This is a genomic window from Oryzihumus sp. (assembly GCF_054325275.1).
The window spans coordinates 42,836-69,689 of record NZ_JBTCWL010000011.1 but is presented as its reverse complement, the minus strand read 5'-3'; the positions used below and the strand labels follow the sequence as shown (position 1 = coordinate 69,689).

At 73.0% G+C, this 26,854-nt stretch carries 23 protein-coding genes, 1 tRNA gene, 1 other RNA gene and 1 pseudogene; 17 read left to right on the top strand and 9 right to left on the bottom strand.

All coding sequences use genetic code 11. From position 1 onward, the window contains the following. Together ACXVGS_RS04695 and ACXVGS_RS04690 are read right to left on the bottom strand one after the other, a co-directional pair. On the bottom strand, positions 1–385 hold a 385-nt coding region (locus ACXVGS_RS04695; protein WP_458536676.1), incomplete at its 3' end, for an ACP S-malonyltransferase. Between the two features lie 78 nt (positions 386–463). After that, positions 464–1,723 carry a PucR family transcriptional regulator gene (locus ACXVGS_RS04690; RefSeq protein ID WP_458530948.1) on the bottom strand — a complete coding sequence of 420 codons (1,260 nt, stop codon included), beginning with the start codon at positions 1,721–1,723 and terminating at the stop codon, positions 464–466. A 103-nt stretch (positions 1,724–1,826) separates the two neighbouring features. Here ACXVGS_RS04690 and ACXVGS_RS04685 point away from each other — a divergent pair, with 103 nt between their 5' ends. Then, positions 1,827–2,996 (top strand): glycerophosphodiester phosphodiesterase family protein, encoded by a 1,170-nt coding sequence (locus ACXVGS_RS04685; RefSeq protein WP_458536675.1) that lies wholly within the window; start codon positions 1,827–1,829, stop codon positions 2,994–2,996. A gap of 212 nt (positions 2,997–3,208) precedes the next feature. Here the strand turns inward: ACXVGS_RS04685 and aceE are convergent, their stop codons facing one another. Both aceE and fdhD read right to left on the bottom strand, forming a co-directional pair. Next, positions 3,209–5,968 carry a pyruvate dehydrogenase (acetyl-transferring), homodimeric type gene (gene aceE, locus ACXVGS_RS04680; protein ID WP_458536674.1) on the bottom strand — a complete coding sequence of 920 codons (2,760 nt, stop codon included), beginning with the start codon at positions 5,966–5,968 and terminating at the stop codon, positions 3,209–3,211. Between the two features lie 130 nt (positions 5,969–6,098). After that, complete coding sequence (gene fdhD / locus ACXVGS_RS04675; protein ID WP_458534166.1) at positions 6,099–6,947, bottom strand: formate dehydrogenase accessory sulfurtransferase FdhD; 849 nt, start codon at positions 6,945–6,947, stop codon at positions 6,099–6,101. Positions 6,948–7,033: 86 nt separating this feature from the next. On the opposite strand from fdhD, the gene ACXVGS_RS04670 reads away from it, so the two are divergent. The 3 genes from ACXVGS_RS04670 to ACXVGS_RS04660 are packed head-to-tail and all read left to right on the top strand — an operon-like array spanning position 7,034 to position 8,999. Next, positions 7,034–8,419, top strand: coding sequence for an OFA family MFS transporter (locus ACXVGS_RS04670; RefSeq protein WP_458528397.1), 1,386 nt, complete (start codon positions 7,034–7,036; stop codon positions 8,417–8,419). Next, positions 8,416–8,571: an MFS transporter small subunit gene (locus ACXVGS_RS04665; RefSeq protein ID WP_458528396.1), complete on the top strand. Its 156-nt coding sequence runs from the start codon at positions 8,416–8,418 to the stop codon at positions 8,569–8,571. Before ACXVGS_RS04670 ends, ACXVGS_RS04665 begins: the two co-directional genes overlap by 4 nt. Positions 8,572–8,606: 35 nt before the next feature. Then, positions 8,607–8,999: a hypothetical protein gene (locus ACXVGS_RS04660; protein ID WP_458528395.1), complete on the top strand. Its 393-nt coding sequence runs from the start codon at positions 8,607–8,609 to the stop codon at positions 8,997–8,999. 56 nt (positions 9,000–9,055) lie between these two features. Here ACXVGS_RS04660 and ACXVGS_RS04655 read toward each other — a convergent pair whose 3' ends face one another. The 3 genes from ACXVGS_RS04655 to ACXVGS_RS04645 form a co-directional block, all read right to left on the bottom strand. Further along, a complete protein-coding gene (locus tag ACXVGS_RS04655) occupies positions 9,056–11,047 on the bottom strand; it encodes a S53 family peptidase (protein WP_458528394.1) in 1,992 nt (663 codons plus the stop codon). A 206-nt stretch (positions 11,048–11,253) separates the two neighbouring features. Beyond that, the gene (locus tag ACXVGS_RS04650) at positions 11,254–13,284 is read right to left on the bottom strand and encodes a S53 family peptidase (protein WP_458528393.1); all 2,031 of its coding nucleotides are present in this window, start codon (positions 13,282–13,284) and stop codon (positions 11,254–11,256) included. Between the two features lie 101 nt (positions 13,285–13,385). Continuing rightward, positions 13,386–15,656 (bottom strand): FdhF/YdeP family oxidoreductase, encoded by a 2,271-nt coding sequence (locus ACXVGS_RS04645; RefSeq protein WP_458536673.1) that lies wholly within the window; start codon positions 15,654–15,656, stop codon positions 13,386–13,388. Between the two features lie 94 nt (positions 15,657–15,750). Here ACXVGS_RS04645 and ACXVGS_RS04640 point away from each other — a divergent pair, with 94 nt between their 5' ends. From ACXVGS_RS04640 to ACXVGS_RS04600, 9 genes and pseudogenes are all read left to right on the top strand, one after another. Continuing rightward, positions 15,751–16,266 (top strand): DUF3052 domain-containing protein, encoded by a 516-nt coding sequence (locus ACXVGS_RS04640; protein ID WP_458532934.1) that lies wholly within the window; start codon positions 15,751–15,753, stop codon positions 16,264–16,266. A 20-nt stretch (positions 16,267–16,286) separates the two neighbouring features. After that, positions 16,287–16,793 (top strand): peroxiredoxin, encoded by a 507-nt coding sequence (locus ACXVGS_RS04635; protein WP_458528390.1) that lies wholly within the window; start codon positions 16,287–16,289, stop codon positions 16,791–16,793. Between the two features lie 14 nt (positions 16,794–16,807). Further along, positions 16,808–16,880, top strand: a tRNA-Val gene (locus ACXVGS_RS04630). A 1-nt stretch (position 16,881) separates the two neighbouring features. Next, positions 16,882–17,727 (top strand): Nif3-like dinuclear metal center hexameric protein, encoded by an 846-nt coding sequence (locus tag ACXVGS_RS04625; RefSeq protein WP_458532935.1) that lies wholly within the window; start codon positions 16,882–16,884, stop codon positions 17,725–17,727. Further along, positions 17,724–18,464, top strand: coding sequence for a zinc ribbon domain-containing protein (locus ACXVGS_RS04620; protein ID WP_458528401.1), 741 nt, complete (start codon positions 17,724–17,726; stop codon positions 18,462–18,464). Before ACXVGS_RS04625 ends, ACXVGS_RS04620 begins: the two co-directional genes overlap by 4 nt. 5 nt (positions 18,465–18,469) lie before the next feature. Next, a complete protein-coding gene (locus ACXVGS_RS04615; RefSeq protein WP_458531091.1) occupies positions 18,470–19,603 on the top strand; it encodes a bifunctional RNase H/acid phosphatase in 1,134 nt (377 codons plus the stop codon). 72 nt (positions 19,604–19,675) lie between these two features. Next, positions 19,676–19,834, top strand: a pseudogene (locus ACXVGS_RS04610) (DUF1737 domain-containing protein); the annotation flags it as partial. A gap of 20 nt (positions 19,835–19,854) precedes the next feature. Next, positions 19,855–20,268 (top strand): rhodanese-like domain-containing protein, encoded by a 414-nt coding sequence (locus ACXVGS_RS04605; protein WP_458528387.1) that lies wholly within the window; start codon positions 19,855–19,857, stop codon positions 20,266–20,268. Then, positions 20,265–21,437: an O-succinylhomoserine sulfhydrylase gene (locus tag ACXVGS_RS04600; protein ID WP_458528386.1), complete on the top strand. Its 1,173-nt coding sequence runs from the start codon at positions 20,265–20,267 to the stop codon at positions 21,435–21,437. Before ACXVGS_RS04605 ends, ACXVGS_RS04600 begins: the two co-directional genes overlap by 4 nt. Before the next feature lie 70 nt (positions 21,438–21,507). Here the strand turns inward: ACXVGS_RS04600 and ACXVGS_RS04595 are convergent, their stop codons facing one another. Continuing rightward, complete coding sequence (locus ACXVGS_RS04595; protein WP_458536672.1) at positions 21,508–22,602, bottom strand: SLC13 family permease; 1,095 nt, start codon at positions 22,600–22,602, stop codon at positions 21,508–21,510. Then, complete coding sequence (locus tag ACXVGS_RS04590) at positions 22,599–23,345, bottom strand: YaaA family protein (RefSeq protein ID WP_458528384.1); 747 nt, start codon at positions 23,343–23,345, stop codon at positions 22,599–22,601. Before ACXVGS_RS04590 ends, ACXVGS_RS04595 begins: the two co-directional genes overlap by 4 nt. Before the next feature lie 78 nt (positions 23,346–23,423). Here ACXVGS_RS04590 and ACXVGS_RS04585 point away from each other — a divergent pair, with 78 nt between their 5' ends. The 4 genes from ACXVGS_RS04585 to rnpB all read left to right on the top strand — a co-directional run bounded on the left by ACXVGS_RS04585 (position 23,424) and on the right by rnpB (position 26,718). Continuing rightward, positions 23,424–24,869, top strand: coding sequence for an RNB domain-containing ribonuclease (locus tag ACXVGS_RS04585; RefSeq protein ID WP_458528383.1), 1,446 nt, complete (start codon positions 23,424–23,426; stop codon positions 24,867–24,869). A 127-nt stretch (positions 24,870–24,996) separates the two neighbouring features. Continuing rightward, a complete protein-coding gene (locus tag ACXVGS_RS04580) occupies positions 24,997–25,347 on the top strand; it encodes a hypothetical protein (RefSeq protein WP_458528382.1) in 351 nt (116 codons plus the stop codon). A 105-nt stretch (positions 25,348–25,452) separates the two neighbouring features. Further along, positions 25,453–26,229: a phosphatase PAP2 family protein gene (locus ACXVGS_RS04575; RefSeq protein WP_458528381.1), complete on the top strand. Its 777-nt coding sequence runs from the start codon at positions 25,453–25,455 to the stop codon at positions 26,227–26,229. A gap of 86 nt (positions 26,230–26,315) precedes the next feature. Next, positions 26,316–26,718, top strand: an RNA gene (gene rnpB / locus ACXVGS_RS04570) — RNase P RNA component class A. Positions 26,719–26,854 lie beyond the last annotated feature (136 nt).

Sequence of the window (26,854 nt, the reverse complement as noted above, 5' to 3'; positions counted from 1 at the left end):
GCGTGACGGCGCTGGCGGCGGCCATGGCCCGGCCGCGCTCGCGCACGAACACCATGGCCTGCTCGGCGGTCATGACGCCCGCGGCGGCCGCGGCGGTGATCTCACCGACCGAGTGTCCGGCACCGGCGGCGACGGCGCGGTGCCCGTCGGCGGGGTGCTCGAAGAGTGCCAGCAGCGAGATCAGGCCGGCGCCGACGATGAGCGGCTGCGCGACCGCGGTGTCCTTGATGGTCTCGGCATCGGACTCGGTGCCGTGCGCGACCAGGTCCATGCCGGCGACGGCCGAGAGCCACGCCATGCGGTCACGGAAGCCGGGCAGCTCGAGCCAGGGCGCGAGGAAACCGGGGGTCTGGGAGCCCTGTCCAGGGCAGACGATGACGAGCACGGCTCCAGCCTTGCCGCTGCGTCCGGGGGAGGCCGTGACCGAACGCCACGAAGTAACCGGGCGTGTTTTGGAGGGTTCCTACAACGCCTCAAGCTCTGCGCCGGCGGGGTTACCGTCCGGTGACGGGGGCATGACCGGCTCCTGACCTGGCACCCCGCGGCGCCAGGGACGCTGGGCCGGCTCGGCCAGGCGGCCCACCGCCAGCGCCATCCGCACCACATGAGCCTCCCGGGGCTGGGCCAGGTCGTAGCCCGTGACCGCGGCGATCCGGCCCAGCCGGTAGCGGACGGTGTTGGGGTGCACGAAGAGCACCCGCGCCGTGGCCTCGAGCCCGCCACCGCCCTCGAGGTAGACCGCCGCCGTCTCGAACAGCGCGGCGCCGCTGGCGGCCAGCGGGCGGTAGACCTGGTCCACCAGCATCCGGCGCGCAGGGGCGTCGCCGGCCAGCACCCGCTCGGGCAGCAGGTCGTCGGCGAGCACCGGGCGTGGCGCCTCCGGCCAGGCCCGCGCCGCACCCAGGCCGGACAGCGCCGCGCGCGCCGAGCGTCCGGCGGCGAACAGGTGCGGCACCGGCGGCCCCACCACGATCGGTCCGTCCGCGAAGTGACCGCCCAGCGCGCGGGCCACCGCCAGCGGGTCCTCGACCCCGCCGAGGATCGCCACGAGGCGTCGGCCCTGCACCGCAGCGAGGCACTCCACGCCGAGGCGGCGCGCGGCCCGGCGCAGGGCGTCGACGACTCCCGCGGTGTCACCGGAGGGGGTCGCCCCGGCGACGACCGCCACGTGGCTGACCGAGCCCCAGCCCAGGGCCGCGGCCCGGGACTGCATCGAGTCGTCCGCCTCGCCACGCAGGACGGCGTCGACCACGAGCGACTCCAGCCGGGCGTCCCACGCGCCGCGCGCCTCCGCGGCCTCGGCGTAGACCTGGGCGGCGGCGAACGCGATCTCGCGGGAGTAGCGCAGCACCGCCTCGCGCAGCGCCTGCTCCTCGCCGGGTGCGGCCAGCTCGGCGACGTCCTCCTCGACGACGTCGACCACGGCACGGACCAGGTCCAGGGTCTGCCCCAGGCTGATCGAGCGGGTCAGCTCCCGCGGGGCGGTGCCGAACACGTCGGCGGTGATGTGCGGCTGGGCCGAGGGGTCCCGGCACCAGGCGATGAACGCGGCGATGCCCGCCTGGGCGACCAGCCCCACCCACGAGCGGTCCTCGGCGGACAGTGCGCGATACCAGTCGAGGTTGGCCTCCATCCGCTTGATCGCGCCGGTGGACAGTGCCCCGGCGCTGCGCTCGACGCGACGCCGGGTCGCGGCGCTCATCCGACTGCCCTTGGTGGCCATGCCACCAGCCTATTTGTATGCCGTGCACAAGGGGCAGAGGTCACCGTCGCCTGGGGTGCCGGTCACCGCCTCGTCGCCGGGGAGACGCCCTAGCCTTGCGCGCGTGGGGAACCCGAAGCCGACCACCGCCCGCCTGCTGCCGCGCGCGCTGCTCGCCTGGCTGTGTGCCGCCCTGGTCCTCACCGGCTGCACGGCCGGCACGGCCGACCCCGGGGCGGCGACGGCGTCCCCGCCTCCGGCCGCGACCGCCAGCAGGCTGGTCGCCACGCCGCTGGTCATCGGCCACCGCGGCGCCCCCGGCTACCGGCCCGAGCACACGCTCGCGTCCTACGAGCTGGCCGCCCGGATGGGAGCGGACTACATCGAGCCCGACCTGGTCTCGACGAGGGACCACGTGCTCGTCGCGCGGCACGAGAACGAGATCTCCGGCACGACCGACGTGGCCCACCACCCGGAGTTCGCCTCCCTGCGCACCACCAAGGTGGTCGACGGGGTGCGCGAGACCGGCTGGTTCACCGAGGACTTCACCCTCGCCGAGCTCGAGACGCTGCACGCCCGGGAGCGGATCCCGGCGGTGCGGCCGCAGAACACCCGCTTCGACGACCGGTACCGCGTGCCGACCTTCGCCCAGGTCCTGGCCCTGCGCGCGCGGCTGTCGGCGGAGCTGCACCGCACCATCGGCATCGCGCCGGAGACCAAGCACCCCACCTACTTCCGCGGTCTGGGCCTCGACCTGGAGACGCCGCTGGTCGCCCAGCTGCGGGCCGCGGGGCTGGACCGCCCCACCGCGCCGGTGCTGGTGCAGTCCTTCGAGCTGACCAACCTGCGCCAGCTGCGCAGCCGCGACCACCTCAAGGCGCCGACCCTGCTGCTCACCGCCACCGGCGGCGCCCCGTGGGACCTCAAGGTCGCCGGGGACCCGCGCACGTTCGCCACGCTGACCAGCCCGGCGGGGCTGGCCTCGCTCAAGGGCGTGGTCAACGCGATCGGACCGGACAAGGCCCAGGTCATCCCGCGCCGCGACGGGGGCCTGGGTAGCCCCACGCACCCGGTCGCCGACGCGCACCGGGCCGGGCTGCTGGTGCTGCCGTACACGTTCCGCGCCGAGAACCAGTTCCTGCCGGCCGACCTGCGCCGGGGCAGCGCCCCCGACGCGCGGGGGGACGAGGTGTCCGAGGACCTGGCCTTCCTGCGCGCCGGCGTCGACGGCTTCTTCACCGACCAGGCCGACATCGGCGTCGCCGCCCGGCGGCAGCTCCTCGCGACCCCCTGACGCACCGGGGCAGAGCGCCCCGGACACGCGCAAGCCCGCGTTTCGTGCCCTTTTGGGGTCGAGAACGCGGGCCAAGGCTTGCCCGGTCGGGTGTCGGGGGGGCGGATGGGTGGGTGAGGTGCGCGGCATACCCCTCACGCGCGCCGGAGGGCGGCAGGGAGCCTGGTGCTCGCTGCCGCCCTCCGGGGTGTCCGGGCCGGTATGCCGACCGGTCAGGCGTCGCCGCCGGCGTTGCCGGAGGTGCCGGCCGTGATGTCGAGCAGGCGGTAGCGCTCGGCCGCCTCCCGCGCCACGGAGGCGTCGACCTCGCCGCGCCGGGCCAGCATCTGCAGGGTCCGCACCGCGAGGGACGGGCCGTCGATGTGGAAGTAGCGCCGCGCCGCCGGGCGGGTGTCGGAGAAGCCGAACCCGTCGGCGCCGAGGGAGGCGAAGTCACCCGGCACCCACTGCGCGATCTGGTCCTGCACGGCGCGCATGTAGTCGGACACGGCGATGACCGGGCCGGGCGCGTCCTGCAGGCGCTGCGTCACGTAGGGCACGCGCTGCTCGGCCTCGGGGTGCAGGAACGACTGCTCGTCGGCGGCCATGCCGTCGCGACGCAGCTCGCTCCACGAGGTCACCGACCAGACGTCGGCCACGACTCCCCAGTCGTTGCGCAACAGCTCCTGGGCCTCCAGGGCCCACGGCACACCCACGCCGGAGGCGAGCAGCTGGGCCCGCGGGGCCTGCTCGGCGCCCTCGGCGTTGCCGGGCTTGAGGAGGTACATGCCCTTGAGGATGCCCTCGGTGTCGACGTCCTCCGGCTCGGCCGGCTGCACGTAGGGCTCGTTGTAGACCGTGACGTAGTAGATGACGTCCTCGGGGGTGTCGCCGTACATGCGCCGCAGGCCGTCCTCGACGATCGTGGCGATCTCGTAGGCGTAGGCCGGGTCGTAGGAGACGACCGCCGGGTTGGTCGAGGCGATGAGCGGGCTGTGCCCGTCGGCGTGCTGCAGGCCCTCACCGGTGAGGGTGGTGCGGCCGGCGGTGGCGCCGATGAGGAAGCCTCGGGCCATCTGGTCGGCCGCCGCCCAGATCGAGTCGGCGGTCCGCTGGAAGCCGAACATCGAGTAGAAGACGTAGACCGGGACCATCGGCTCGCCGTGGGTGGCGTAGGCCGATCCCGCCGCGGTGAACGCCGCCACCGAGCCGCCCTCGTTGATGCCCACGTGCAGGATCTGGCCCTGCGGGGACTCCTTGTAGGCCAGCATCAGGTCGGCGTCGACCGAGGTGTAGTTCTGCCCGTGCGGGTTGTAGATCTTGGCCGTCGGGAAGAACGAGTCCATGCCGAAGGTGCGCGCCTCGTCGGGGATGATCGGCACCACGCGGCGGCCGAACTCCTTGTCGCGCATGAGCTCCTTGAGCAGGCGGACGAACGCCATCGTCGTGGCGATCTGCTGCTTGCCCGAGCCCTTCTTCACCGCCTCGTAGGCGGTGTGCTCCGGCAGCTTGAGCGCCTTGGGCTGCACCCGGCGGGTGGGGATGCCACCGCCGAGCTTCTGGCGGCGCTCGCGCAGGTACTGGACCGTCGGGTCGTCCTCGCCGGGGTGGTAGTACGGCGGGAGGTAGGGGTTGGCCTCGAGCTGCTCGTCGCTGATCGGGATGCGCAGGCTGTCGCGCAGGCCCTTCAGGTCGTCGAGGGTCAGCTTCTTCATCTGGTGCGTGGCGTTGCGGCCCGCGAAGTGCGTGCCCAGGCCGTAGCCCTTGATGGTCTTGGCCAGGATGACCGTCGGCTGGCCGTTGTGCTCCATGGCCGCCTTGTAGGCCGCGTAGACCTTGCGGTAGTCGTGGCCGCCGCGCTTGAGGTTCCAGATGTCCTGGTCGGTCATCCCGTCGACCATGGCCCGGGTGCGCGGGTCGCGGCCGAAGAAGTGCTCGCGGATGAACGCCCCGTCGTTGGCCCGGTAGGTCTGGTAGTCACCGTCGGGGGTGGTGTTCATCAGGTGCACGAGGGCGCCGTCGCGGTCGGCGGCCAGCAGCGGGTCCCACTCGCGGCCCCAGACGACCTTGATGACGTTCCAGCCGGCGCCGCGGAAGAACGCCTCGAGCTCCTGGATGATCTTGCCGTTGCCGCGGACCGGGCCGTCGAGGCGCTGCAGGTTGCTGTTGATGACGAAGGTGAGGTTGTCCAGCTCCTCACCGGCCGCGACCTGGAGCAGGCCGCGCGACTCGGGCTCGTCCATCTCGCCGTCGCCGAGGAACGCCCAGACGTGCTGCTGGCTGGTGTCCTTGATGCCGCGGTTGTGCAGGTACTTGTTGAACTGCGCCTGGTAGATCGCGTTCATCGGGCCCAGGCCCATGGACACCGTGGGGAACTCCCAGAAGTCCGGCATGAGCCGCGGGTGCGGGTAGGACGGCAGCGCCACCGGCTTGCCGTCGACGACGTGGGAGTGCTCCTGGCGGAAGCCGTCGAGCTGCTCCTCGGAGAGCCGGCCCTCGAGGAAGGCGCGGGCGTAGATGCCCGGGGAGCCGTGGCCCTGGATGAAGACCTGGTCGCCGCCACCCTCGTGGTCCTTGCCGCGGAAGAAGTGGTTGAAGCCCACTTCGTAGAGCGTCGCGGCCGAGGCGTAGGTCGAGATGTGGCCGCCGACGCCGATGTCGGGGCGCTGGGCGCGGTGCACCATGACCGCGGCGTTCCAGCGCAGGAACGCGCGGTAGCGGCGCTCCACCTCCTCGTCACCGGGGAACCACGGCTCGGCCTCGGGGGCGATCGTGTTGATGTAGTCGGTCGCCGTCAGCGACGGGACACCGATCTGGCGCTCACGCGCCCGCTCGAGGAGCTTGAGCATGACGTAGCGCGCACGGGTCCGCCCGCTCTCGTCGATCACCCCGTCCAGCGACTCGAGCCACTCCTGCGTCTCCTCGGGGTCGATGTCCGGGAGCTGACTGGGGATGCCGTTCAGGATCGGTCCGGCTTCCTCGCGTGCCACCACGCCTTGTCCTTTCTCGCACTGTCCGTCACTGGCGACGGTGACCCCGTCGGGGCCGCGCGCGGCCCTCAGTGACACCCCATCCTCCACCCGAACGCGGGCTTGGTCACATTCGGGTCCGGGACCTTGACACCTACCCGTCAGTAAGGCCCAGCCGCTCCGCCCCGGCGTAGACCGTCATCCGGGGGTCGCGCACGAAGCCGACCAGCGTCATCCCGGCCTCGGTGGCCAGCTCGACGGCCAGGCTTGAGGGCGCCGAGACGGCGGCCAGCACCGGCACCCCGGCCATGAGCGCCTTCTGGGTCAGCTCGAAGCTGGCCCGTCCGCTGACGGCCAGCACGTGCCCGGCCAGCGGAAGCCGTCCCTCGCGGGCCGCCCACCCGATTACCTTGTCGACGGCGTTGTGCCGGCCCACGTCCTCGCGCACAGCCAGCAGCTCGCCCTCCCCGGTGAACAGCCCCGCCGCGTGCAGCCCGCCGGTGCGGTCGAACACCTTCTGCTGCTCACGCAGCGCGGCGGGCAGGCCGGCCACGACGTCGGGAGAGAGGCGCAGCGGGTCCTGCGCCACGGCATACCGGCTCCTGGTGGTGATCGCGTCGATGCTGGCCTTGCCGCAGATGCCGCAGGAGCTGGTCGTGTAGAAGTCCCGGGCCGCGCTGGCTGGCGGCTGCTGCACGCCCTCGGCCAGGGTCACGTCGACGACGTTGTAGGTCGGGCGCCCGTCCTCACCCTCGTCGAGGCAGTGCATGAGGTGACGCACGTCGGAGGCCGCGCCGATGAGCCCCTCGGTGAGCAGGAAGCCGATCGCCAGGTCGAAGTCGTCGCCTGGCGTGCGCATCGTCACCGCCAGCGAGGTGCCGCCGACCCGGACCTCCAGCGGCTCCTCGACCGCGACCGTGTCGGGACGGGCGACCACGCGCGGCCCCTCCGGGCCGCCGAGGTCGATGCGGTGGGCCGGGGTGCGGCGGGTGACACGTCCCATGCGCCGACTGTATGCCGCGCCGTTCGGCATGCGGTCCACCCCGTCCCGGCGTACCGTCCGGCCCACGGGGCAAGGGGAGGTCCACCATGTCGGTGCTCGATCGGGAGCGCAGCGTCGCGCGCCCAGGCTTCAGCCGCTGGCTCATCCCGCCGGCGGCGCTCGCGGTCCACCTGTCCATCGGGCAGGTCTACGCGTTCAGCGTCTTCAAGACCTCGCTGGTGGCGCACTTCGGCACCGGGCAGACCCCGGTGGCGGCGATCTTCTCCATCGCCATCGTCATGCTCGGGCTGTCGGCGGCCTTCGGCGGGACGTGGGTGGAACGGCACGGCCCGCGGGCGGCGATGGTCGTGGCCGCGCTGTGCTGGAGTGCCGGGTTCCTCGTCGGGTCCCTGGGCATCGCCACCAGCCAGCTGTGGCTGCTCTACCTCGGCTACGGCGTCATCGGCGGCATCGGGCTGGGCATCGGCTACATCTCGCCGGTCTCGACGCTGATCAAGTGGTTCCCCGACCGGCCGGGGCTGGCCACCGGCATGGCGATCATGGGCTTCGGCGGCGGCGCGCTGATCGCGTCGCCGCTGTCCAACGCGCTGCTCGGGCACTTCGACGCGGGCTTCGACCCGACCGCCAAGGACGCGGTCGCCGACGGGCACGCCCTGGCGATGACCTTCCTCGTCCTCGGGGTGGCCTACCTGGTGCTCATGCTCTTCGGCGCGGCGTTGGTGCGGGTGCCGCCGGGCAGCGGCCACGGTGACGCGGGTGCGGTGCACGTGCCCGGCCACCGCGGCGCCCAGGTGCGGGCGGCGCAGGCGATCCGGACGCCGCAGTTCTGGCTGGTGTGGGTGGTGCTGCTCTGCAACGTCACCGCCGGCATCGGCATCCTCGAGCAGGCCGCGCCGATGATCCAGGACTTCTTCCGCTCCGGCGGTGCCTCCTCGGTGACCGCTGCCGCCGCCGGCGGGTTCGTCGGGCTGCTCAGCCTGGCCAACATGGCCGGGCGGTTCGTGTGGTCCTCCACCTCCGACTGGACCGGGCGCCGGCGGATCTACGTGGTCTACCTCGGTGTCGGCATCGTGATGTACGTCCTGCTGGCCACGGTCGGCACCTCCTCGACGGCGCTGTTCGTCGGCCTGGCGGCGGTCATCATCTCCTTCTACGGCGGTGGTTTCGCCACCGTGCCGGCCTACCTCAAGGACCTGTTCGGCACGCTCGAGGTGGGTGCCGTGCACGGCCGGCTGCTCACCGCCTGGTCGGCTGCGGGCGTCGCCGGACCGGTCATCGTCAACGGCATCCTCGACGCCTCGGGCAAGCCGGGCACCCTGACAGCCGCCGCCTACCGGCCGGCACTGCTGGTCATGGTCGGGGTGCTGGCCATCGGCTTCGTGGCCAACCTGCTGGTGCGCGACGTGGACCGGCGCCACTTCGACGAGTCCGTGGCCGGCGAGGCCGGCACCTTGCAGGAGGTCAGCGCATGAGCATCGACTCGCAGGCCCACCGGGCCACCCACGAGCCGGACCAGGGCACCCCGGTCGCCGCCGTCGTCGGCGCCTGGCTGGTCGTGGCCACCCCGCTGGCCTACGGGCTGTGGCAGACCCTGGTCAAGGCCGCCAAGCTCTTCACCGGCTGAGGAACTGCCGACCCCGTGTGCCTCGTCAGAGAGGTATGACCTCTCTCCGGATTCGCCCCCTGTGGAAGTGGCGGCTGGTCGGGGCCTGGGGAGTGCTGGTCCTCGTCCTGGCGGCCTGCGGCGGCGCCGGCACGACCGGTGCGCCCTCCGGCTCCTCCTCTGGCGCGACCACGCCGTTCACCCCCTCCACGTCCACCAGCTCACCGTCAGCCGGTCAGGAGACGACGATGACCGGACAGGTCATCGAGGGGGTCAAACCCGGCTGCGTGATCCTCCAGGTGCCCGACCGGCGCTACGCGCTCACCGGCGACCCCTCCCGGGGCCTCGCGGTGGGGACGCGTGTCCGCGTGCGCGGCACCGTGCGTCCGGACCTCGTGAGCCCGTGCGGGAGCACGACGTTCGTGGTCACCTCGGTGACCCACCTCTGAGTCCCTGGCCCGTGGTCGGTCGGCCCGGTCAGCGCTGACGGCTCAACGCTGAAGGCTCAGTGCTTCCCGCCCTTGGAGAGCGCCGCGAGGAAGCTCCAGCCGTTGGGGCTGCCCAGCCCCGTGACGTCGTCGTAGCCCGGCCGGGTGTAGATCGTCCCGGTCTGGTTGAACGTGCGCAGGCTGGTCACCGTGCCACCGGAGGCGTCGAAGCCGTTGGTGAAGTCGACCCGGACGACACCGTCCGTGACCGCCCGGCCGTGGTCGACGTCGCGGAACGCCGAGGACCCGCCGATCCGGTACAGCTTGGGGTTGAGGAAGCCGAGCGGGCGGCCGCGCAGCTGGTCGGCGAGGGCGGCGATCCCGGCGAACAGGGGGCTGGACAGGCTGGTCCCGCCGAGGCGGTACTCGTCATAGCGGATCGACCCGTCGGGGAAGCTCTGGCTCTGCCCGACCAGCATCCCGGTGTTGGGGTCGCCCACGAGGGCCAGGTCGGGGACCGCACGGTGCGGGCCCTGGCCGAAGAAGTCGCTGATCGACGTGGGCACGAGCTTGCGCTGGTAGCCCGGCTGGCGGAACAGCCGGCTGGTCCCGCCACCTCCGCCGTACAGGAAGGCCGGGGCGGAGGGTGACCACGCGCCGCTCGTCAGGACCGACTTCCCGGTGCCCCAGCCCTGCTCGAAGCCGTACCCGTTGGTCGAGGTGACCGCGAGCGACGTGCCGCCGACGGCCGTGACGAACGGGTCGGAGGCCTCGTAGTCGACCTGTCGGCTGCCGGTGTTGGCGACCTCGTCACCGTTGTCGCCGGAGGAGAACAGCATGCTGATGCCCTGGCCGGCGGCCTGCACGAAGGTCTGGTGCTGTGCCGCGACGTCCGCCTTGCTCGGGGGCTCCCCGACCGAGCCGTAGGAGTTGGTCACCACGTCGGCGAGGCCCTGGTCGACCACGAGGTTGACGGCCGCGTTGAGGTCCGTGGTGGCGCAGCTGGTGGCGCCGACGTAGAGCACGTCGGACTTCGGGGCGCCGACGTGGACCGCCTCGATGTCGAGGGTCTCCTCGGCATACCAGCCGCTGGCCCCGCAGGCGGCGATGTTGGTGAAGGTGCTGGAGACGAGCTGGTGCAGCTGCCCGCTCGCCCACGGGTGGGCGGGGTCGTGCCGCTGGGCGTAGGTCTGGGTGTCTGAGGCGACGAACTGGGAGGCGAAGGCGTCGACGACGGCGACGGTCACCCCGCTGCCGTCGGTGCCCTGGTCCACTGCACCCTGGACACCGTAGGCGCCGCGCAGCTGGGGCGGGGTGTAGCCGCACGGGGCGTAGGTCAACGGGTCAGCGAGGATCTGCGGGACCGCGGTGGCGGGCTTCTGGCCGTACCACGTCGAGCACGGCGGGGCGTTGTGGAACACCGGGTCCGGTGGCGGCAGCACCGTGGCCGGGCCGGCGCTTGTCGTGGCCGTCCGGTGCGTCTGTGGCCCCCCGACGTGGCGCGGGGTCATCAACGCGGAGGAGTCGAGCCCGCTGATCCCCAGCACCTTGCCCGACAGGTCCGCCGGGACGGAGACCGGCGTTGCGTTCGCCGTCACCCGTGTGCCGGAGCGGTTGTAGTCGCGCAGGTCGGTCTCGAAGGCGCGGTCGACCTGGGCCGTGGTCCCGGTGAACGAGAGGAACCGGTGGTTGGCCGAGTCGTCGGTGACGGAGAACCCGTTGGAGCGCAGCCACCCGGTGACGGCGGCTACCGTCGACGGCGCGGGGGCGAAGCGCGCCCGCCACTGTGCCGCCGTGAGGTAGTGCCCGTACTCCGGGCTGGCCGGATCGGAGACCGCCGTGGCCAGGGCGTCCGCCCCGGCCGGGTCCCGCAGGGGCAGCACGGCGCGGAACGTGTGCCGGGCCGTGGCGGGTGTCCGGCCCGCGGCCACCGCATGCGAGGTCCACGCGGGTGCGTCCTCCACGGTGTGGCGCGAGCCGTTCGCCTGCGCCGGGCCGGGCACGGCGAGTGCCAGCGCAAGGCACGTGGCCGCGCCGAGCACGCCTGACCGTCGGATCCTGAAGGTCATGAGCGGTCCCTCCCCACCATCGACCACGCCGAGCTGCCGGCGCAGTCGGAGCCTTGCGCATCCGGGAGGGATGCGCCTGAGGCGAACGACGGTGGTCGCCTGCGTCAGGATTCGTAGGTCCGTGCCACCCCACGCCCCCGGGACGCCACAACGGGCGGTTCCGAGCTCCCTAGTGGTGCCCGGAACCGCCCGCCTGGGGCCGTGCGTCAGTGTGTCCCGGCACCACCGTGCTGGCGGTGGCTGCCCTGCGCGGCGACCGCCGCGAGGAAGTTCACGCCGTTGGGGCTGCCGACACCGGTGACGTCGTCGTAGCCCTTGCGGGTGTAGATCGTGCCGGTCTGGTTCAGCGTCCGCAGACTGGTCCGGGTGCCGTCGGCCCCGTCGAAGCCGTTGACGTAGTCGACCCGAACGACGCCGTCGGTCACGGCCTGGCCGTGGTTGACGTCCCGGAACGCCGACGTGCCGGCGAGGCGGTAGAGGGTCGGGTTGAGGAAGCCCAGCGACCCGCCCTTGACCTGGTCGCCCACCGCGACGAGCCCAGCGAACAGCGGGCTGGCCAGGCTGGTGCCGCCGATGCGGTACTCGTCGTACTTCACCGAGCCGTCGGGGAACGTCTGGCTCTGGCCGACGAGCATGCCGGTGTTGGGGTCACCCAGCATCGCGACGTCGGGCACCGCGCGGTGCGGGCCCTCGCCGAAGTAGTTGGCGATGGACTCCGGCACGACGCCCTTCTGGTAGCCCGGCTGCTTGAACAGGTGGCTGGTGCCGCCGCCACCGCCATACAGGTATGCCGGCGGGTTGGGCACCCAGGAGCCGTTCGTGAGCGTGGACTTGCCGGTGCCCCAGCCCTGCTCGAAGCCGTAGCCGTTGGTGCGGGTCACCGCGAGCGCCGTGCCGCCCACAGCGGTGACGAACGGGTCGGAGGCCTCGTAGTCGACCTGTCGGCTGCCGGTGTTGGCCACCTCGTCGCCGGAGTCGCCGGAGGAGAACAGCATGCTGATGCCCTGGGCGGCCGCCTGCAGGAACGTCTGGTGCTCCTCGGCGACGTCGGCCCGGGAGGTCGGCTCGCCGGCGCTGCCGTAGGAGTTGGTGACCACCTGGGCCAGGCTGTTGTCGACGACGGTGTTCACCGCCGCGTTGAGGTCGGAGTTCTGGCAGCTGCTCGCCCCGACGTAGAGGATGTCGGCCTGCGGGGCGGTGGCGTGGACGGCCTCGACGTCGAGGGTCTCCTCGCCGTACCAGCCGCTGGCGCCGCACTCGTCGACGTAGCTGTAGCTGGCCGGGGTGGACTGGCTGAGCTGGTAGCCGCGCAGCGGGTGGCTGGGGTCGTGCCGCTTCGCGTAGGTCTGCGCGTCACCGAGGATGTACGGCGAGGCGTAGGCGTCCACCACCGCCACGGTCGCCCCGCGGCCGTCGTAGCCCTGCTTCAGCGCGCCGTCGACGCCGTAGGCGCCGCGCAGCTGGGTCGGGGTGTAGCCGCAGGGGGCGTAGGTCAGCGGGTCGGCCAGGATCTGCGGCACATCCGTCGCCGGCTTCTCCCCGTAGTAGCCCGAGCAGGGCCCGGCGTTGTGGAACACCGGGTCCGGCGGGGGCAGGACGTCGCCCGGTTGCGCGGCGGTCGCCCTCGCGGCGGTGTGGCGCCGGGTGGCCTCTGGACCGCCCGCGTGGTCCGGGGTCCGGCGCGCGGAGGCGTCGAGCCCCCCGATCCCGACGACGAGGCCGGACAGGGCGGCCGGCACGGACGCCGAGGTGGCGTTGGCCGAGACCGTCGAGCCCTGCTTGTCGTACTCCTTGAGATCGGTCGCGAACGCCTGCTCCGCCTGCGCGGTGGTGCCCGTGAACGAGACGAACCGGTGGTTGGCCGGCACGTCGGTGACGGCGAAGCCGTTGCTGCGCAACCAGCCGGTGACCGTGTCCACCGAGGCCTGGGTCGGGGCGAAGCGGGACCGCCACTCGGCGGCGCTGAGGTACTGGCCGTACTGCGCGCTCGACGGGTCGGAGACCGCGCCGGCGAGGGCCTCGGCCCCGGCCTCGTCGCGCAGCCCGAGCACGGCGGTGAACGTCTGGCGCGCAGTGGACGGGGTCTGGCCGACGGGGCGGGCGTGCGCCGTCCAGGACGGCGCCGCCTCCACGGTGTGCCGGGAGGTGTCGGCGTGTGCGAGCCCCGGCGTAGCCAGGGCAAGCGTCAGGCAGGTGGTGGAGCCGAGTACGACCCCACGCCGGTATCGGAAAGCCATGAAGAGGTCCTTCCCCCTGATGGGGCGCCCCCTGTGGACGCCTCTCGGAGTCTCACCCCGCAGGGGCAACCCCGCCACTCGGACACCACCTGCCCGTGGTGTCACTCCTTCTCGAGGCGGATGACCAGGCTCTTGGCCACGGGCGTGTTGCTCTTCTCGGCCACGTGGTCGGTGGCCATGAGCACGTTCGTCTCGGGGTAGTAGGCCGCCGCGCAGCCGGGCGCCGTCGGGTAGGCGATGACCCGGAACTGCTCGGCGCGCCGCTCGGTGCCGTCGTACTCGCTGACGATGGTGACCAGGTCACCCTGGTGCAGCCCCATCCGGTGCAGGTCCGTCGGGTTGACCAGGACCACGCGCCGCCCGCCGTGCACGCCGCGGTAGCTGTCGTCGTGGCCATAGACGGTGGTGTTGAACTGGTCGTGGCTGCGGATCGTCTGCAGCAGCAGCCGGCCCTCCGGCACCTCCAGCACCTGCACCGGGTTGACCACCAGCTGCGCGCGGCCGTCCTTCGTGTCGAACTCGCGGGAGTCACGCGGCTTGTGCGGCAGCAGGAACCCGCCGGGCTCGCGGACCCGGGTGTTGAAGTCCTCGAACCCCTTGACCACGTCGGCGATCCGGTCACGGACCGCGTCGTTGTCCTCGGCGAAGGTCGCCCACGGGATCTGGCCCACGTCCGGCACCAGTGCGCGGGCCAGGTCGGCGACGATCCGCACCTCGCTGTGGCAGTGCTCCGACGGTGGCGTCAGCGAGCCGGCCGAGAGGTGGACCTGGCTCTGGGAGTCCTCGACGCTGACCGCCTGGAGCCCGCGGGGGGTCTCGTCGCGGTCGGTGCGCCCCAGCGCGGGCAGGATCAGAGCCTCGCGGCCGGTCACGGTGTGCGAGCGGTTGAGCTTGGTCGAGACGTGGACGGTCAGGTCGCAGGCCGCGAGCCCCTCGTGCACCACCGGCGTGTCCGGCGTGGCCATGGCGAAGTTGCCGCCCATGCCGACGAACACCCGCAGCGACCTCTCGCGCAGCCGGCGCACGACGCCGACCGCGTCGAGGCCGTGCTCCCGCGGCGGCACGAACGCGAACTCCTTGGCCAGCTTGTCGAGGAACTCCGGGGGCATCTGCTCCCAGATGCCCATGGTCCGGTCGCCCTGGACGTTGGAGTGGCCCCGCACCGGGCACGGGCCGGCGCCCGGCTTGCCGATGTTGCCCTGCAGCAGCAGGACGTTGACGACCTCCTGGATGGTGGCCACCGCGTGCTGGTGCTGGGTCAGGCCCATCGCCCAGCACACGACGGTGGCCCGGGAGGCCATGAACCGCTCGGCGAGGGACTCGATGTCCTCACGCGCCAGGCCGGTCGCCCGCTCGGTCTGCTCCCAGTCGAGCGTGGCCAGCGAAGCCTTGTACGCGGCATACCCGGTCGTGCGTTCCTGCACGAAGTCGTGGTCGACGACCGAGCCGGGGTTGGCGTCCTCGGCCTGCAGCAGCAGGTGCGCGAGGGCCCGGAACAGCGCGTGGTCGCCGCCGAGGCGGATCTGCAGGAACTCGTCCGCGATGGCCGTGCCGGTGCCGAGGATGCCCTTGACGTTCTGCGGGTTGCGGAAGCGGATCAGCGCGGCCTCGGGCAGCGGGTTGACCGCCACGATGGTGGCGCCGTTCTTCTTGGCGTTCTCGAGGTGGGTCAGCATGCGCGGGGCGTTGGTGCCCGGGTTCTGCCCGCAGATGACGACCAGCTCGGCCTGCTCGAGGGAGTTGAGCGTCACCGCGCCCTTGCCGATCCCGATCTGCTCGGACATGGCGTGGCCGGAGGATTCGTGGCACATGTTGGAGCAGTCGGGCAGGTTGTTGGTGCCGTAGGCCCGCACCATGAGCTGGTACAGGAACGCCGCCTCGTTGCTGGTGCGGCCGCTGGTGTAGAACGCGGCGTCGTCGGGGGAGGGCAGGGCCCGCAGGTGGCGGGTGATGATCGCGTTGGCCTCGTCCCAGGAGACCGGCTCGTAGTGGGTGCCGCCCTCGGGCTTGTACATCGGCTCGGTCAACCGGCCCTGCTGGCCCAGCCACCACTCGCTCTGGGCGTGCAGTGCCGCGATGGGGTGACGGGCGAAGAACGCCCGGTCGACCCGGCGGGTGGTCGCCTCCCAGGCGACGGCCTTGGCCCCGCTCTCGCAGAACTCCGCCGTGTGCCGGTCCTCCGGGTCGGGGTCCGGCCAGGCGCACGACGGGCAGTCGAAACCCTTGTCCTGGTTGAGCTTGAGGAAGGTGCGCGCCGTGCGCGCGGCCCCCATCTGCTCCAGTCCCTGCTTGAAGGAGCTGGCGATGGCCGGCACCCCCGTCGCCCAGGTCTTCGGTGGGTGGACCTGGGGCTGCGCCTCTGGATCGACCATGGCCTGACTGTATGCCGCGCCGTCGCCTCCCGCAGGGGGTGCCCACCTGACCAGCGGATGGTCCGACCTGACCAGATCGGGACGAACTGCTTGCATGTTTCTGCTTGACCTAGTGGACTACGCAGGACAGAACATCTCGGTTCGCCGCTCGGCGGGGGACGTCAACAAGGAGGACACGACGGTGGGTGCGACCGCGGAAGCGGCGGCCACGAACGGCTCGGTCGCAAAGCTGGGGTTCGTCTCGGGGCAAGGAGTGCAGGAGTTCGGCTGGGACGAGGACGTCGACGACGAGCTGCGGCTCGCCATCGAGGCTGTCACCGGTGGCGAGCTCGAGGACGAGGAGTCGACCGACGTCGCCGACGCCGTCCTCCTGTGGTGGCGCGAGGAGGACGGGGACCTCGTCGACGCCCTGGTCGATGCGCTGACAAACCTGGCCGACCGGGGGTTCATCGTGCTGATGACCCCCAAGGCCGGGCGTGAGGGGCACGTCGACGCCAGCGATGTGGAGGAGGCCGCGCTCACGGCGGGGCTGCACACCTCGGGGACCGTCAACGCCTGCGCCGACTGGGCGGGCACGCGACTGGTCGCCCCGAAGTCGGCGCGCCGCTGACGGCTGGCACACTGGGCGCCATGAGCCCCTCGGACGTGCACGCCTTCCCGGTCGTGTCGGTGCCCCCTGCTGTCGGCGAGAGCGCACCCGACTTCCACCTCAAGGACCAGCACGGCCAGGTCGTGTCGCTCCAGGACTTCCACGGCAGCAGGAACGTCGTGCTGGTCTTCTACCCGTTCGCCTTCTCCGGCATCTGCACCGGTGAGCTGTGCGAGATCCGTGACAACCTCGCGGCCTTCCAGAACGAGCACGTCCAGGTGCTGGCGGTGTCGGTGGACCACATGTTCACGCAGCGGGCGTGGGCGGAGTCCCAGGGCTATGAGTTCCCGGTCCTGTCCGACTACTGGCCGCACGGCGAGGTGGCCCGGGCCTACGGCGTGTTCGAGGAGCAGGGGGGCTTCGCGCTGCGCGGCACCTTCCTCATCGACACCGACGGCATCGTGCGCTGGAGCCTCGTCAACAAGGTCGGCGAGGCGCGCGACTTCAGCGGCTACCACGCCGCACTCAAGACCCTGGTCCAGGCCTAGCGCCGGACCGGGTGGGGCCTGTAGCTCAGTTGGTAGAGCACCGCGTTTACACCGCGGGTGTCGTCGGTTCGAGACCGGCCGGGCCCACATGCAGGAGCTGACCCTCGCCGAGGTCGTCCACGCCCTCGACGGGCTCTACCCGCCGTCCACCGCGGCCTCGTGGGACCGCGTCGGCCTGGTGACCGGGGACCCCGAGCAGCCGGTGCGGCGCATCCACCTCGCCGTCGACGCGACGCTGGCCGTGGTCCAGGAGGCGCGGGACGCCGGTGCCGACCTGCTGGTCACGCACCACCCGCTGCTGCTGCGCGGGGTGCACAGCATCGCCACCACCACCGCCAAGGGCGCGACGGTCACGGCGCTGGTCGTCGGTGACGTCGCGCTCTACGTCGCGCACACCAACGCCGACGTCGCCACCCCAGGGGTCTGCGACGCGCTCGCGACCGCGATCGGTCTGCACGACCTCACCCCGCTGGCGCAGGTCGAGGGCCAGGCCCTTGGCCGGGTCGGTGAGCTGCCGGCCGAGGAGTCCCTCGGGGACTTCGCCCGGCGGCTGGCCGGGGCGCTCCCGGCCGCGCCTGGCGGCATCCGCGTGGCCGGTCCGGCGCAGGGCCGGGTCCGCCGGGTCGCGGTGGTCGGCGGCGCGGGCGACGACATGTTCGACGCGGTGCGGGCCAGCGGGGCCGACGTCTACGTCACCGCCGACCTGCGCCACCACCCCGTGCTGGAGGCCCGCGAGGAGGCCCGCGGGGGCACCCCCTACCTCGTCGACGCCGGGCACTGGGCCACCGAGTCGCTGTGGCTGGGCAGTGCCCGCGAGGAGTTGCTGCGCGCCCTCGGGGAGCGGGGCACTACGGTGGAGGTTCACATTTCCACACTGCGCACCGACCCCTGGGACTTCGTGGTCGGCGCCGAGTCGTCCGGAGGTACGTCCTGAAAGCCGACACCAGCCGTCAGTGGCGACTGCTCGACCTGCAGGCGCTGGACACGCGCCTCGACCAGATCGCGCACCGCAAGGCCACGCTCCCGGAGCTGAAGGAGCTGGCCGCACTGGAGGTGCAGACCGGCGCCCTGGACAGCGAGCTCGTCCGGGCCCGCACCGCGCACGGCGACGTGCAGCGTGAGGTGGCCAAGGCCGAGGCCGACGTGCAGCTCGTGCGTGACCGCGCCGCCCGTGACCAGGCCCGCCTGGACTCCGGGCAGGGCACGGCCAAGGACCTCCAGGCCCTCCAGCACGAGGTCGCCTCCCTGGCCCGCCGTCAGGGCGAGCTCGAGGACGTCGAGCTCGAGGTCATGGAGCGGGCCGAGGCCCTCGAGGCGCGCGTGCGCGAGCTCGAAGCCGCCCGCGCCGAGCTGACGGTCAAGGTCGACGCGCTGGAGGCAGCCCGGGACAAGGCGCTGGCCGACCTCGACGCCGAGGCCGCCCAGGTGAGCGCCAACCGCGCCAACGTCGTGCCCGGTGTCGGCGAGGACCTCGTCGCCCTCTACGAGAAGATCCGCGCCAACAGCGGCGGCGTCGGGGCCGCGGCCCTGCATCAGCGCCGCTGCGAGGGCTGCCGGCTCGAGCTCAACCAGGTCGACATCAACCGCATCGCCGCCGCGGCCGACGACGAGGTGCTGCGCTGCGAGGAGTGCCGTCGCATCCTCGTGCGCACCTCCGAGTCCGGCATCTGAGCCCGGTGGCGCGCAGGCTGGTCGTCGAGGCCGACGGCGGGTCCCGGGGCAACCCCGGAAACGCCGGCTACGGTGCCCTCGTCCGTGACGCGGCCACCGGTGCGGTGCTCGCCGAGCGGGCCGAGTCGGTCGGTATCGCCAGCAACAACGTCGCGGAGTACTCCGGGCTGGTCGCCGGCCTGCAGGCCGTCCTGGACCTCGAGCCCGGTGCGGCCGACGTCGAGGTGCGGATGGACTCCAAGCTCGTCATCGAGCAGATGGCGGGCCGCTGGAAGATCAAGCACGAAGACATGCGCCGGCTCGCGCTGGAGGCTCGTGACGTGGCCGCCCGGATCAGCGACGCCGGGGGCTCGGTGCGCTTCACCTGGGTGCCGCGCGCCGAGAACTCCGCCGCCGACAAGCTGGCCAACGCCGCGATGGACGGGGAGTCGATCAACCGGCAGGTGGGCGCCACGTCCACCGAGTCCGTCGCGGCGACCTCCGGGGAGTCCACCACCACCGCGCCGGACCTGGGCGTGCCGACCCGCCTGGTGCTGGTGCGCCACGGCGTCACCGACTTCACCGTCGCGGGCAAGCTTGACGGGCGCGGCGGCACCGACCCCGCGCTCAACGCCGCCGGCCAGGCGCAGGCCCGGGCCGCCGGGCGTGCCGTGGCCAACCTGGTGGGGCACGGCTCCGCCCGGCTGGTGACCTCCTCGCTGACCCGGGCGCGCCAGACCGGCGAGGCCATCGCCCGGACCCTGGGCATCGAGGCCGAGGTCGACGCCGACTGGGACGAGCAGTCCTTCGGCGACTGGGACGGCCGCAGCATGGGCCAGATCTCCGCCCGCTGGCCCGAGGAGCTGGGCCGGCTGCGGGGCGACCTCGACTACGCCCGCCCGGGCGGGGAGAGCCACGCGGCACTGGCCGAGCGGGTGCTCGCCGCCTACCGCCGGGCGGTCGAACCCGGCGGCGTGGTCGTCGTGGCGACCCACCGCAAGCCCATCCTCGTGGTGCTCACCGAGCTGCTCGGCATACCGCACGAGCGGATCTGGCGGCTGCTGACCGCACCCGGGTCGCTGTCCGCGGTCGAGGTGTGGGCCGACGGCGGCGCGTCGGTGGCGTTCGTCAACCACACCGCCCACCTGCGCCAGGGCTGAGCACGGGGGGCAGCTGTCCCACGTGCTGAGCCCGGCCATCCGCCATGCGGACGCCTGTGGCAGGGTGCGGCCATGGACGAGCGACTTGCCTACCGGGTCCTCACCGGACCGGACGACCGGGCCTTCTGCGAGCGGGTCAGCGCCGCGCTGGCCGAGGGCTACGAGCTGCACGGGCCGCCGGCCGTGACCTTCGACGGCCAGCGGGTCATCGTCGCCCAGGCCCTGGTCCTGCGCCGGGAGGGGGAGTGGCGGTGAGCTACGCCGGGGACGTCCCGCCGCAGGAGGCGTATGCCGCGCTGGAGTCCGACCCCGCGGCCGTCCTGGTGGACGTGCGCACCTCCGCGGAGTGGAGCTACGTCGGGCTGCCCGACCTGACCGGGCTCGGCAAGCGGGTGCTCCCGGTGGAGTGGCAGCGCTTCCCCGACGGCTCGGTCAACGAGCGCTTCCTGGACCAGCTGCGCGACGCCGGCGTCACCGAGGGCGCCCCGATCTACTTCCTGTGCCGCTCCGGGGTCCGGTCCGCGGCCGCCGCAGAGGCCGCGACGCGCGCGGGCCTCGGCCCGGCCTACAACGTGGCGGACGGGTTCGAGGGGCCGCTGGACGGTCACGGGCACCGCAGCGTGTCCGGCTGGAAGGTCGCCGGCCTGCCGTGGAGGCAAGGGTGAGCGAGCTGCGTCCGGACACCCTCGCGGTCCGGGGAGGGCTGGCCCGCAGCGGTTTCGAGGAGACCGCCGAGGCGCTCTACCTGACCTCCGGCTTCGTATACTCCAGCGCCGAGGAGGCCGAGGCGGCCTTCAAGGAGGAGGTCGACCGCTTCGTCTACTCCCGCTACGGCAACCCGACCGTGGCCATGTTCGAGGAGCGGATGCGGCTGCTGGAGGGCACCGAGGCCTGCTTCGCCACCGGCTCCGGCATGGCCGCCGTGTTCGTCGCGCTGGCCGCCCTCCTCGGCAAGGGCGACCGCGTGGTGGCGGCGCGCGGGCTGTTCGGCTCGTGCTTCGTGATCCTCGACGAGATCCTGCCGCGCTGGGGCGTGGAGACCGTCTTCGTCGACGGCCCGGACCTGGACCAGTGGCGCGAGGCGCTGGCGGTGCCGACGACGGCCGTGTTCTTCGAGTCGCCGAGCAACCCGATGCAGGAGCTGGTCGACGTCCGCGCGGTGTGCGAGCTCGCGCACGGCGCGGGCGCCCAGGTCGTCGTCGACAACGTGTTCGGCACGCCCGTCTTCTCCCGTCCGCTGGAGCAGGGCGCCGACGTCATCGTCTACTCGGCGACCAAGCACATCGACGGCCAGGGCCGCACCCTTGGCGGGGCCGTGCTGGGGACCGCGGAGTTCATCAACGGCCCGGTGCGCAACCTCATGCGCCACACCGGCCCGTCGATGTCCCCGTTCAACGCCTGGGTGCTGCTCAAGGGCCTGGAGACGCTGCGCCTGCGCGTGGAGCGGATGGCCGCCTCGGCGCTGGAGATCGCCCGGGCGCTCGAGGCGCACCCGCGGGTGTCCCGCGTCGTCTACCCCTGGCTGGAGTCGCACCCCCAGCACGAGCTCGCCCGGGCGCAGATGCTCGGCGGCGGCACGGTGGTCACGTTCGAGGTCGACGGCGGCAAGGACGAGGCGTTCGCGTTGATGAACGCCCTGCAGGTCATCGACATCTCCAACAACCTGGGCGACTCCAAGTCCCTCATCACCCACCCGGCGACGACGACGCACCGGCGTCTCGGCGAGGAGGCACGGCGACGGGTCGGCATCACTGACGGCGTGCTGCGCGTCTCGGTCGGGCTGGAGGACGTGCGCGACCTGGTCGACGACCTCGTGCAGGCGCTCCAGGCCTGACGCCAGGGCCCGGAGGAGGCAACGGCGTCGGCACCTGTGGCAGCACCGGTGCCGACGCAGGTGGGGCGGCTCAGGCCAGGCTGAGCGCCAGGACCGCCGCCGCCATGGTGGCCGCGGCGCACAGGGCCCCCTGCCAGGCGAACGTCCGGGTCGGGACGCTCACGCCGGCGCTGCGGCACCGCTCGCGCCACAGGATCGTCGCCAGGCTCGCCCACACGGTCACCAGCGGCCCGCAGTTGACGCCGATGAGCAGCGCCATGAGCCGGTGCGGCTCGGTGTCGGTGACCGACTCCAGGGCCAGGTAGGCCGGCAGGTTGTCGACCACGTTGGCCGAGGCGGCGCCCACGCCGGTGACCCGGGCCAGGGCCGGCAGGTCGGTGCCGCCGCCGACGGCCGAGGCGAGCAGGTCCTGCAGGCCGTGGCGCAGGGCGACGTCCACGACGACGAACAGCACGCACACGCCGGCGACGACGAGCCAGGGCACCTTCAGCTCGCGCAGCACCTTGGGCTGCCGGACCAGGGTGGTGCCGGCGAGCACGAGCGCGGCGACGGTGGCGGGGATGGCCGGGGTGATGCCGGTGACGAACGCGGGGCCGAGGGCCAGGCACACGCCGCCGGCGACGCCGAGCAGCACCCGGTCGTGCGGCTCCGGTGGGGCGTCGAGGGTGTAGCGCCCACGCAGCGCGCGCCGGTGCAGCAGGGCCAGGACGCAGACGGTGGCCAGGATCGCCGCGGCCGCCGGCAGGGCGGCCAGCCGGATGTATCCCGCGTGGCCGAGCCCCAGCGACTCGAACCGGTGCAGTGCGAGCAGGTTGGTCAGGTTGGACACCGGCAGCAGCAGTGAGGCGGTGTTGGCCAGCCAGACCGTGGTCATGGCGAAGGGCACCGGGCTGACGTCGAGCTGGCGGGCGACGGCGATGACCACCGGGGTGAGCAGCACCGCCGTGGTGTCCAGGCTCAGCACGACCGTCGCGCCCACCGACAGGGCCACGACGAGCAGCCACAGGGCCCAGGTGCGGTGCCGGCCGGCGCGGGCGGCCCAGTGGCCGGCGACGTCGAACACGCCTGCGGCCTCGGCGATCTCGGCCACGACGGTGATCGCGACGAGGAAGACGAGGACCGGCCCGACACGGGCGGCGAGGTCGGCCAGCTCGGCTCCGCTCATCTGGCGGTCGTCTCCAGCACCCAGGGCTGGCCGGCCCGCCTCGGCTCGTGCAGCGCGGTCTCGAAGTCCGCGGCGAGGACCTTCTCCAGGGCGGAGGGGGTGCGGGCGTCAACGCCGGCGACGCAGAGGGCGCGGGCCACCAGGCCCCGGGTGTGCTTGGCCATGTGCGTGGCGCCGGGCACCTTGACCTGCACCCAGCGGCGGGCGAGGTCGCCGCTGGGAGTCCAGGCGGCGGCATACGTGCTGGAGCGGCAGTCGACGATGACGCCGCGGCCGGCGGCGTCGGGGAGCACCCGGGCGAGGGGCTCGCGCCAGACCGAGGCGAGCGGGCCGAGGCCCTCGAGGTTGACCCCCATCGAGAGCCGGTAGGGGGCGACCTTGTCGCCGGGCCGGACCGCGCCGTAGAGGGCGGAGACGACCAGCAGCCAGCGCCGCGCACGGCGCAGGGCGGCGGCGTCCAGGGAGGCCAGGTCGAGCGCGTCGTAGAGGACCCCGGTGTAGAGGTCCGCGGCGGGCAGGGCCGGGGCGGTGGCCAGCCGGGTGTTGCGGGCGATGTCGTCGGCCAGGTTGGCGCTGACCCCCAGTGCCTCCGCCGCGTCCGGGCGGGCGCTGGCCCGGGCCACGGCGGCGGCCACCTGCTCGCGGGTGCCGGTCAGCTCGGGGAAGGAGAGGCGCTCCAGCCTGGTGGGTGCGCCGCGCGGGCGGCCGCGCTTGGACTCGGACGGCGGCAGCAGGATCAGCACGGGGGACAGCGTAGGAGGCGACACCGCTCGCCCTCGCTTCGGGCGCGCAGGCGGCCGCGCGTGCGTAGTGTGAGGGCCATGTCGATGCGCAGGATCACGCTCAGGCCGACCGACCGCGTCGAGGCCGCCGGGGTCGACGGGACCGAGCTGCGGGCGGCGTTCGACGCCGTCCGCGCCGAGCTGGACGTGCCGGCCGAGTTCCCCGCCGAGGTGCTGGCGGAGGCCGACGCCGCGGCGGCCGCGGTGCGGCTGCCGGAGCGGGACGCCACTGACGTCGCGTTCTTCACCATCGACCCACCGGGCTCCAAGGACCTCGACCAGGCCATGTGCCTCGAGCGCGCCGGCACCGGCTACCGCGTGCGCTACGCGATCGCCGACGTGCCGGCCTTCGTCGCCGCCGGGGGAGCCATCGACGCCGAGGCGCGCCGGCGCGGTCAGACGATCTACGCCCCCGACCGGCGCACCCCGCTGCACCCCGAGCGCATCGCGGAGGACGCCGCGAGCCTGCTCCCGGACCAGGACCGGCCGGCCTTCGTGTGGGACCTGCGCCTGGACGAGGACGGGGAGGAGGTCTCGGTCGAGGTCTACCGTGCCATGGTGCGCAGCCGTGAGCGGCTGGACTACGCCTCGGTGCAGCAGGCGGTCGACGCCGGGTCCGGCGGTGAGCGGCTGGCCCTGCTGCGCGAGGTCGGCGAGCGGCGGATCGCGCTGGAGCAGGGACGAGGCGGGGCCAGCCTGCCGCTGCCCGAGCAGGAGGTCACCGTCGACGAAGACGGCCGCTACCACCTGCGCTTCCGGCCGCCGATGGTGGTCGAGGACTGGAACGCCCAGATCTCCCTGATGACCGGCATGGCGGCCGCCGAGATGATGCTCCACGGCGACATCGGCATCCTGCGGACCATGCCCGAGCCTGACCACCAGGCAGTGGCCCGGTTCCACCGCCAGGCCCGGGCTCTCGGGGTGGTGTGGCCGGCGGAGTGGCTCTACGGCGAGTTCCTGCGCTCCCTGGACCGCAGCGACCCCCGCCAGCTCGCGCTGATCCACGAGGCGACGAGCCTGTTCCGCGGCGCCGGCTACACCCCGTTCGTGGGGGCCCTGCCCGAGGTCGGTATGCACGCCGCGGTGGCCGCGCCGTACGCCCACGTCACCGCACCGCTGCGCCGGCTCGTGGACCGGTTCGGGCTGCTGGTGTGCGAGGCGCTGTGCGCGGGGGCCGAGGTGCCGGGCTGGGTGCGCGAGGCCCTGCCGGCGCTGCCGAAGGCGATGGCCTCCTCCGACCAGCGGGCTGCCGCCGTCGAGCGCGCCTGCACCGACGCGGTCGAGGCCGCGGCGCTGCGCCACCGGATGGGGGAGATCTTCGACGCCGTCGTCGTCGACCTCAACGCGCACGGCGGCATGGTCCAGGTGGCCGACCCGGCCATCCTGGCGCCGTGCAGCGGCCGGGTGTCGCTGGGCGAGGCGCTGCAGGTGCGTCTCGTCGAGGCCGACATCGCCCGGCGCTCGGTGCGCTTCGAGCCCGTCTGACCCGAATCAGGTAGGCGGCCACCTGCAGCGTGCGGACCGCCGGTGCGCCATTGGGTGGAGGACTGCGCCGGTCTGCCAGAGCAGCGTGGGATGCGTCGGGTTGGACTTGCGACGAATGAGGGAAGCCATGGTGCACAGGAGGCTGGCGGCTCTGGCAGCGGCGACGGGGGTGGCGGCGGCGATGGTGCTGGGCGCCGCACCGGCACAGGCGTGGCCAGGGGACTCGACCGTCATGACGTACGGCGACGACGGGTGCGATGGTGACCAGCTCGCCACCATCTACGCCCTTGCCCCCAACGGTGAGTGGCTGTCGGGGAACTTCGGTCCGTGGGGTGGCTACGCCCTCACCTTCACGCATGTGCCCGCGCACGGTGAGTCGGTGCGCTTCGACGTCTTCTGCGGCACGACCGGCTACCACTCGACCCAACGCTGGGTGAACCGTCCGAACGTCGGGACCAGCCTGCACGTGGACCTCTAGCGCAGGCTGCCCGGCGGGCGCGGGATACGCGCCGCGGGCGCGGGAGTGTCCGGCGCGGCGGACTGATGGGTACCGTGGTGGGCTCCTGACGGTGATGGAGGCCCCATGGCAGAACCGGCACCCGGCACCACCTCGCGGCGCCAGCGCTACACCACGAGGGCGGTGCTCGTTGCCGTCGCCTTCGCCCTGGTGGCGGTGCCGTTCGCGCTGCTGGTCCTCCTGGTCGAGGACCGGTGGGGGCCGCTGTCCGAGGCTGACCTCGGCGCCCGGGACGGCCTGCACCGCTTCGCGTTGACGCAGCCGGCGTTCGTCTGGCTGATGCGCGCGTTCAGCGAGTCCGGGTCTGCGCTGGCGTGGCAGCTGGTGATGCTCGCCGTGGTGGTGTGGCTGCTCTGGCGCCGGTTGTGGCGGCTCGCGCTGTTCGTGGTCGTGACCACGGCCGTGTCCTCCCTGCTGAACACCGCGGTGAAGGCGATGGTGGACCGTCAGCGCCCCGTCGTGTCCCAGCCGTTCGTCCACGAGCCCGGGGCCAGCTTCCCCAGCGGGCACGCCCAGGCGGCTGTCGTCGGGTATGGCGTGCTGCTGCTCGTGTTCCTGCCGGTCCTCAAGGGGGTCTGGCGCCGGGTCGCGGTCACGGTGGCGGTCGTCATGGTCCTCGGCATCGGCTTCTCCCGCGTGGCCCTGGCCGCCCACTACGTCTCCGACGTGCTGGCCGGGTTCGTCCTCGGCGGAGCCTGGCTGGCTGCGATGGCCGCCCTGTTCAGCGCGTGGCGGGTGCAGCGCGGGCGCCCGGCGGTCCACCCGGAGCAGGGTCTGGCGCCGGAGGACAGCGAGCGGCTCAACCCCGCGGCCAGCGCACCGGTGCCACCGTCCCGGGAGTAGCCGGGAGAGCGCAGGGAGGTGCCCGTCCGACGGCGGGAGGCGCGCGGCATACCGCGTCCGGGGAAGCCGTTAGGATCGTCGGCGGATGAGTCGGTCAGACGGCCGCGTCGGTGCCCTTCGGGGCGCCGCCGAGGAACGTCCGGGCTCCACAGGGCAAGGTGGTGGCTAACGGCCACCCGGGGCGACCCGCGGGACAGTGCCACAGAGAGCAGACCGCCTCGGCGAACCACCCGGCTCCGGCCGGGCAGGCGCCGCGGTAAGGGTGAAACGGTGGTGTAAGAGACCACCAGCACGCCAGGTGACTGGCGTGGCTAGGTAAACCCCACCTGGAGCAAGGTCAGACAGGAAGTGTTCGAGGGCGGCCCGCCCGAGCTTCCGGGTAGACCGCTGGAGGTGTCCGGCAACGGGCACCCGAGATGGATGGCCGTCGCCCGCAGTGCCGGTAACGGCCGCGGTGCACAGAACCCGGCGTACCGACCGACTCATCCACCCCACCGTGAGGGCCGAGCCCGGTGGCGAACGACGCCGTCACGGACGTGACGCTGGTCTCAGGCCAAGGCTGTTTGCGCAGGTGACGGGCTTCCTGCGTGGAAGCAACCGTTGCCATGCTGAATACTCTGGCGGC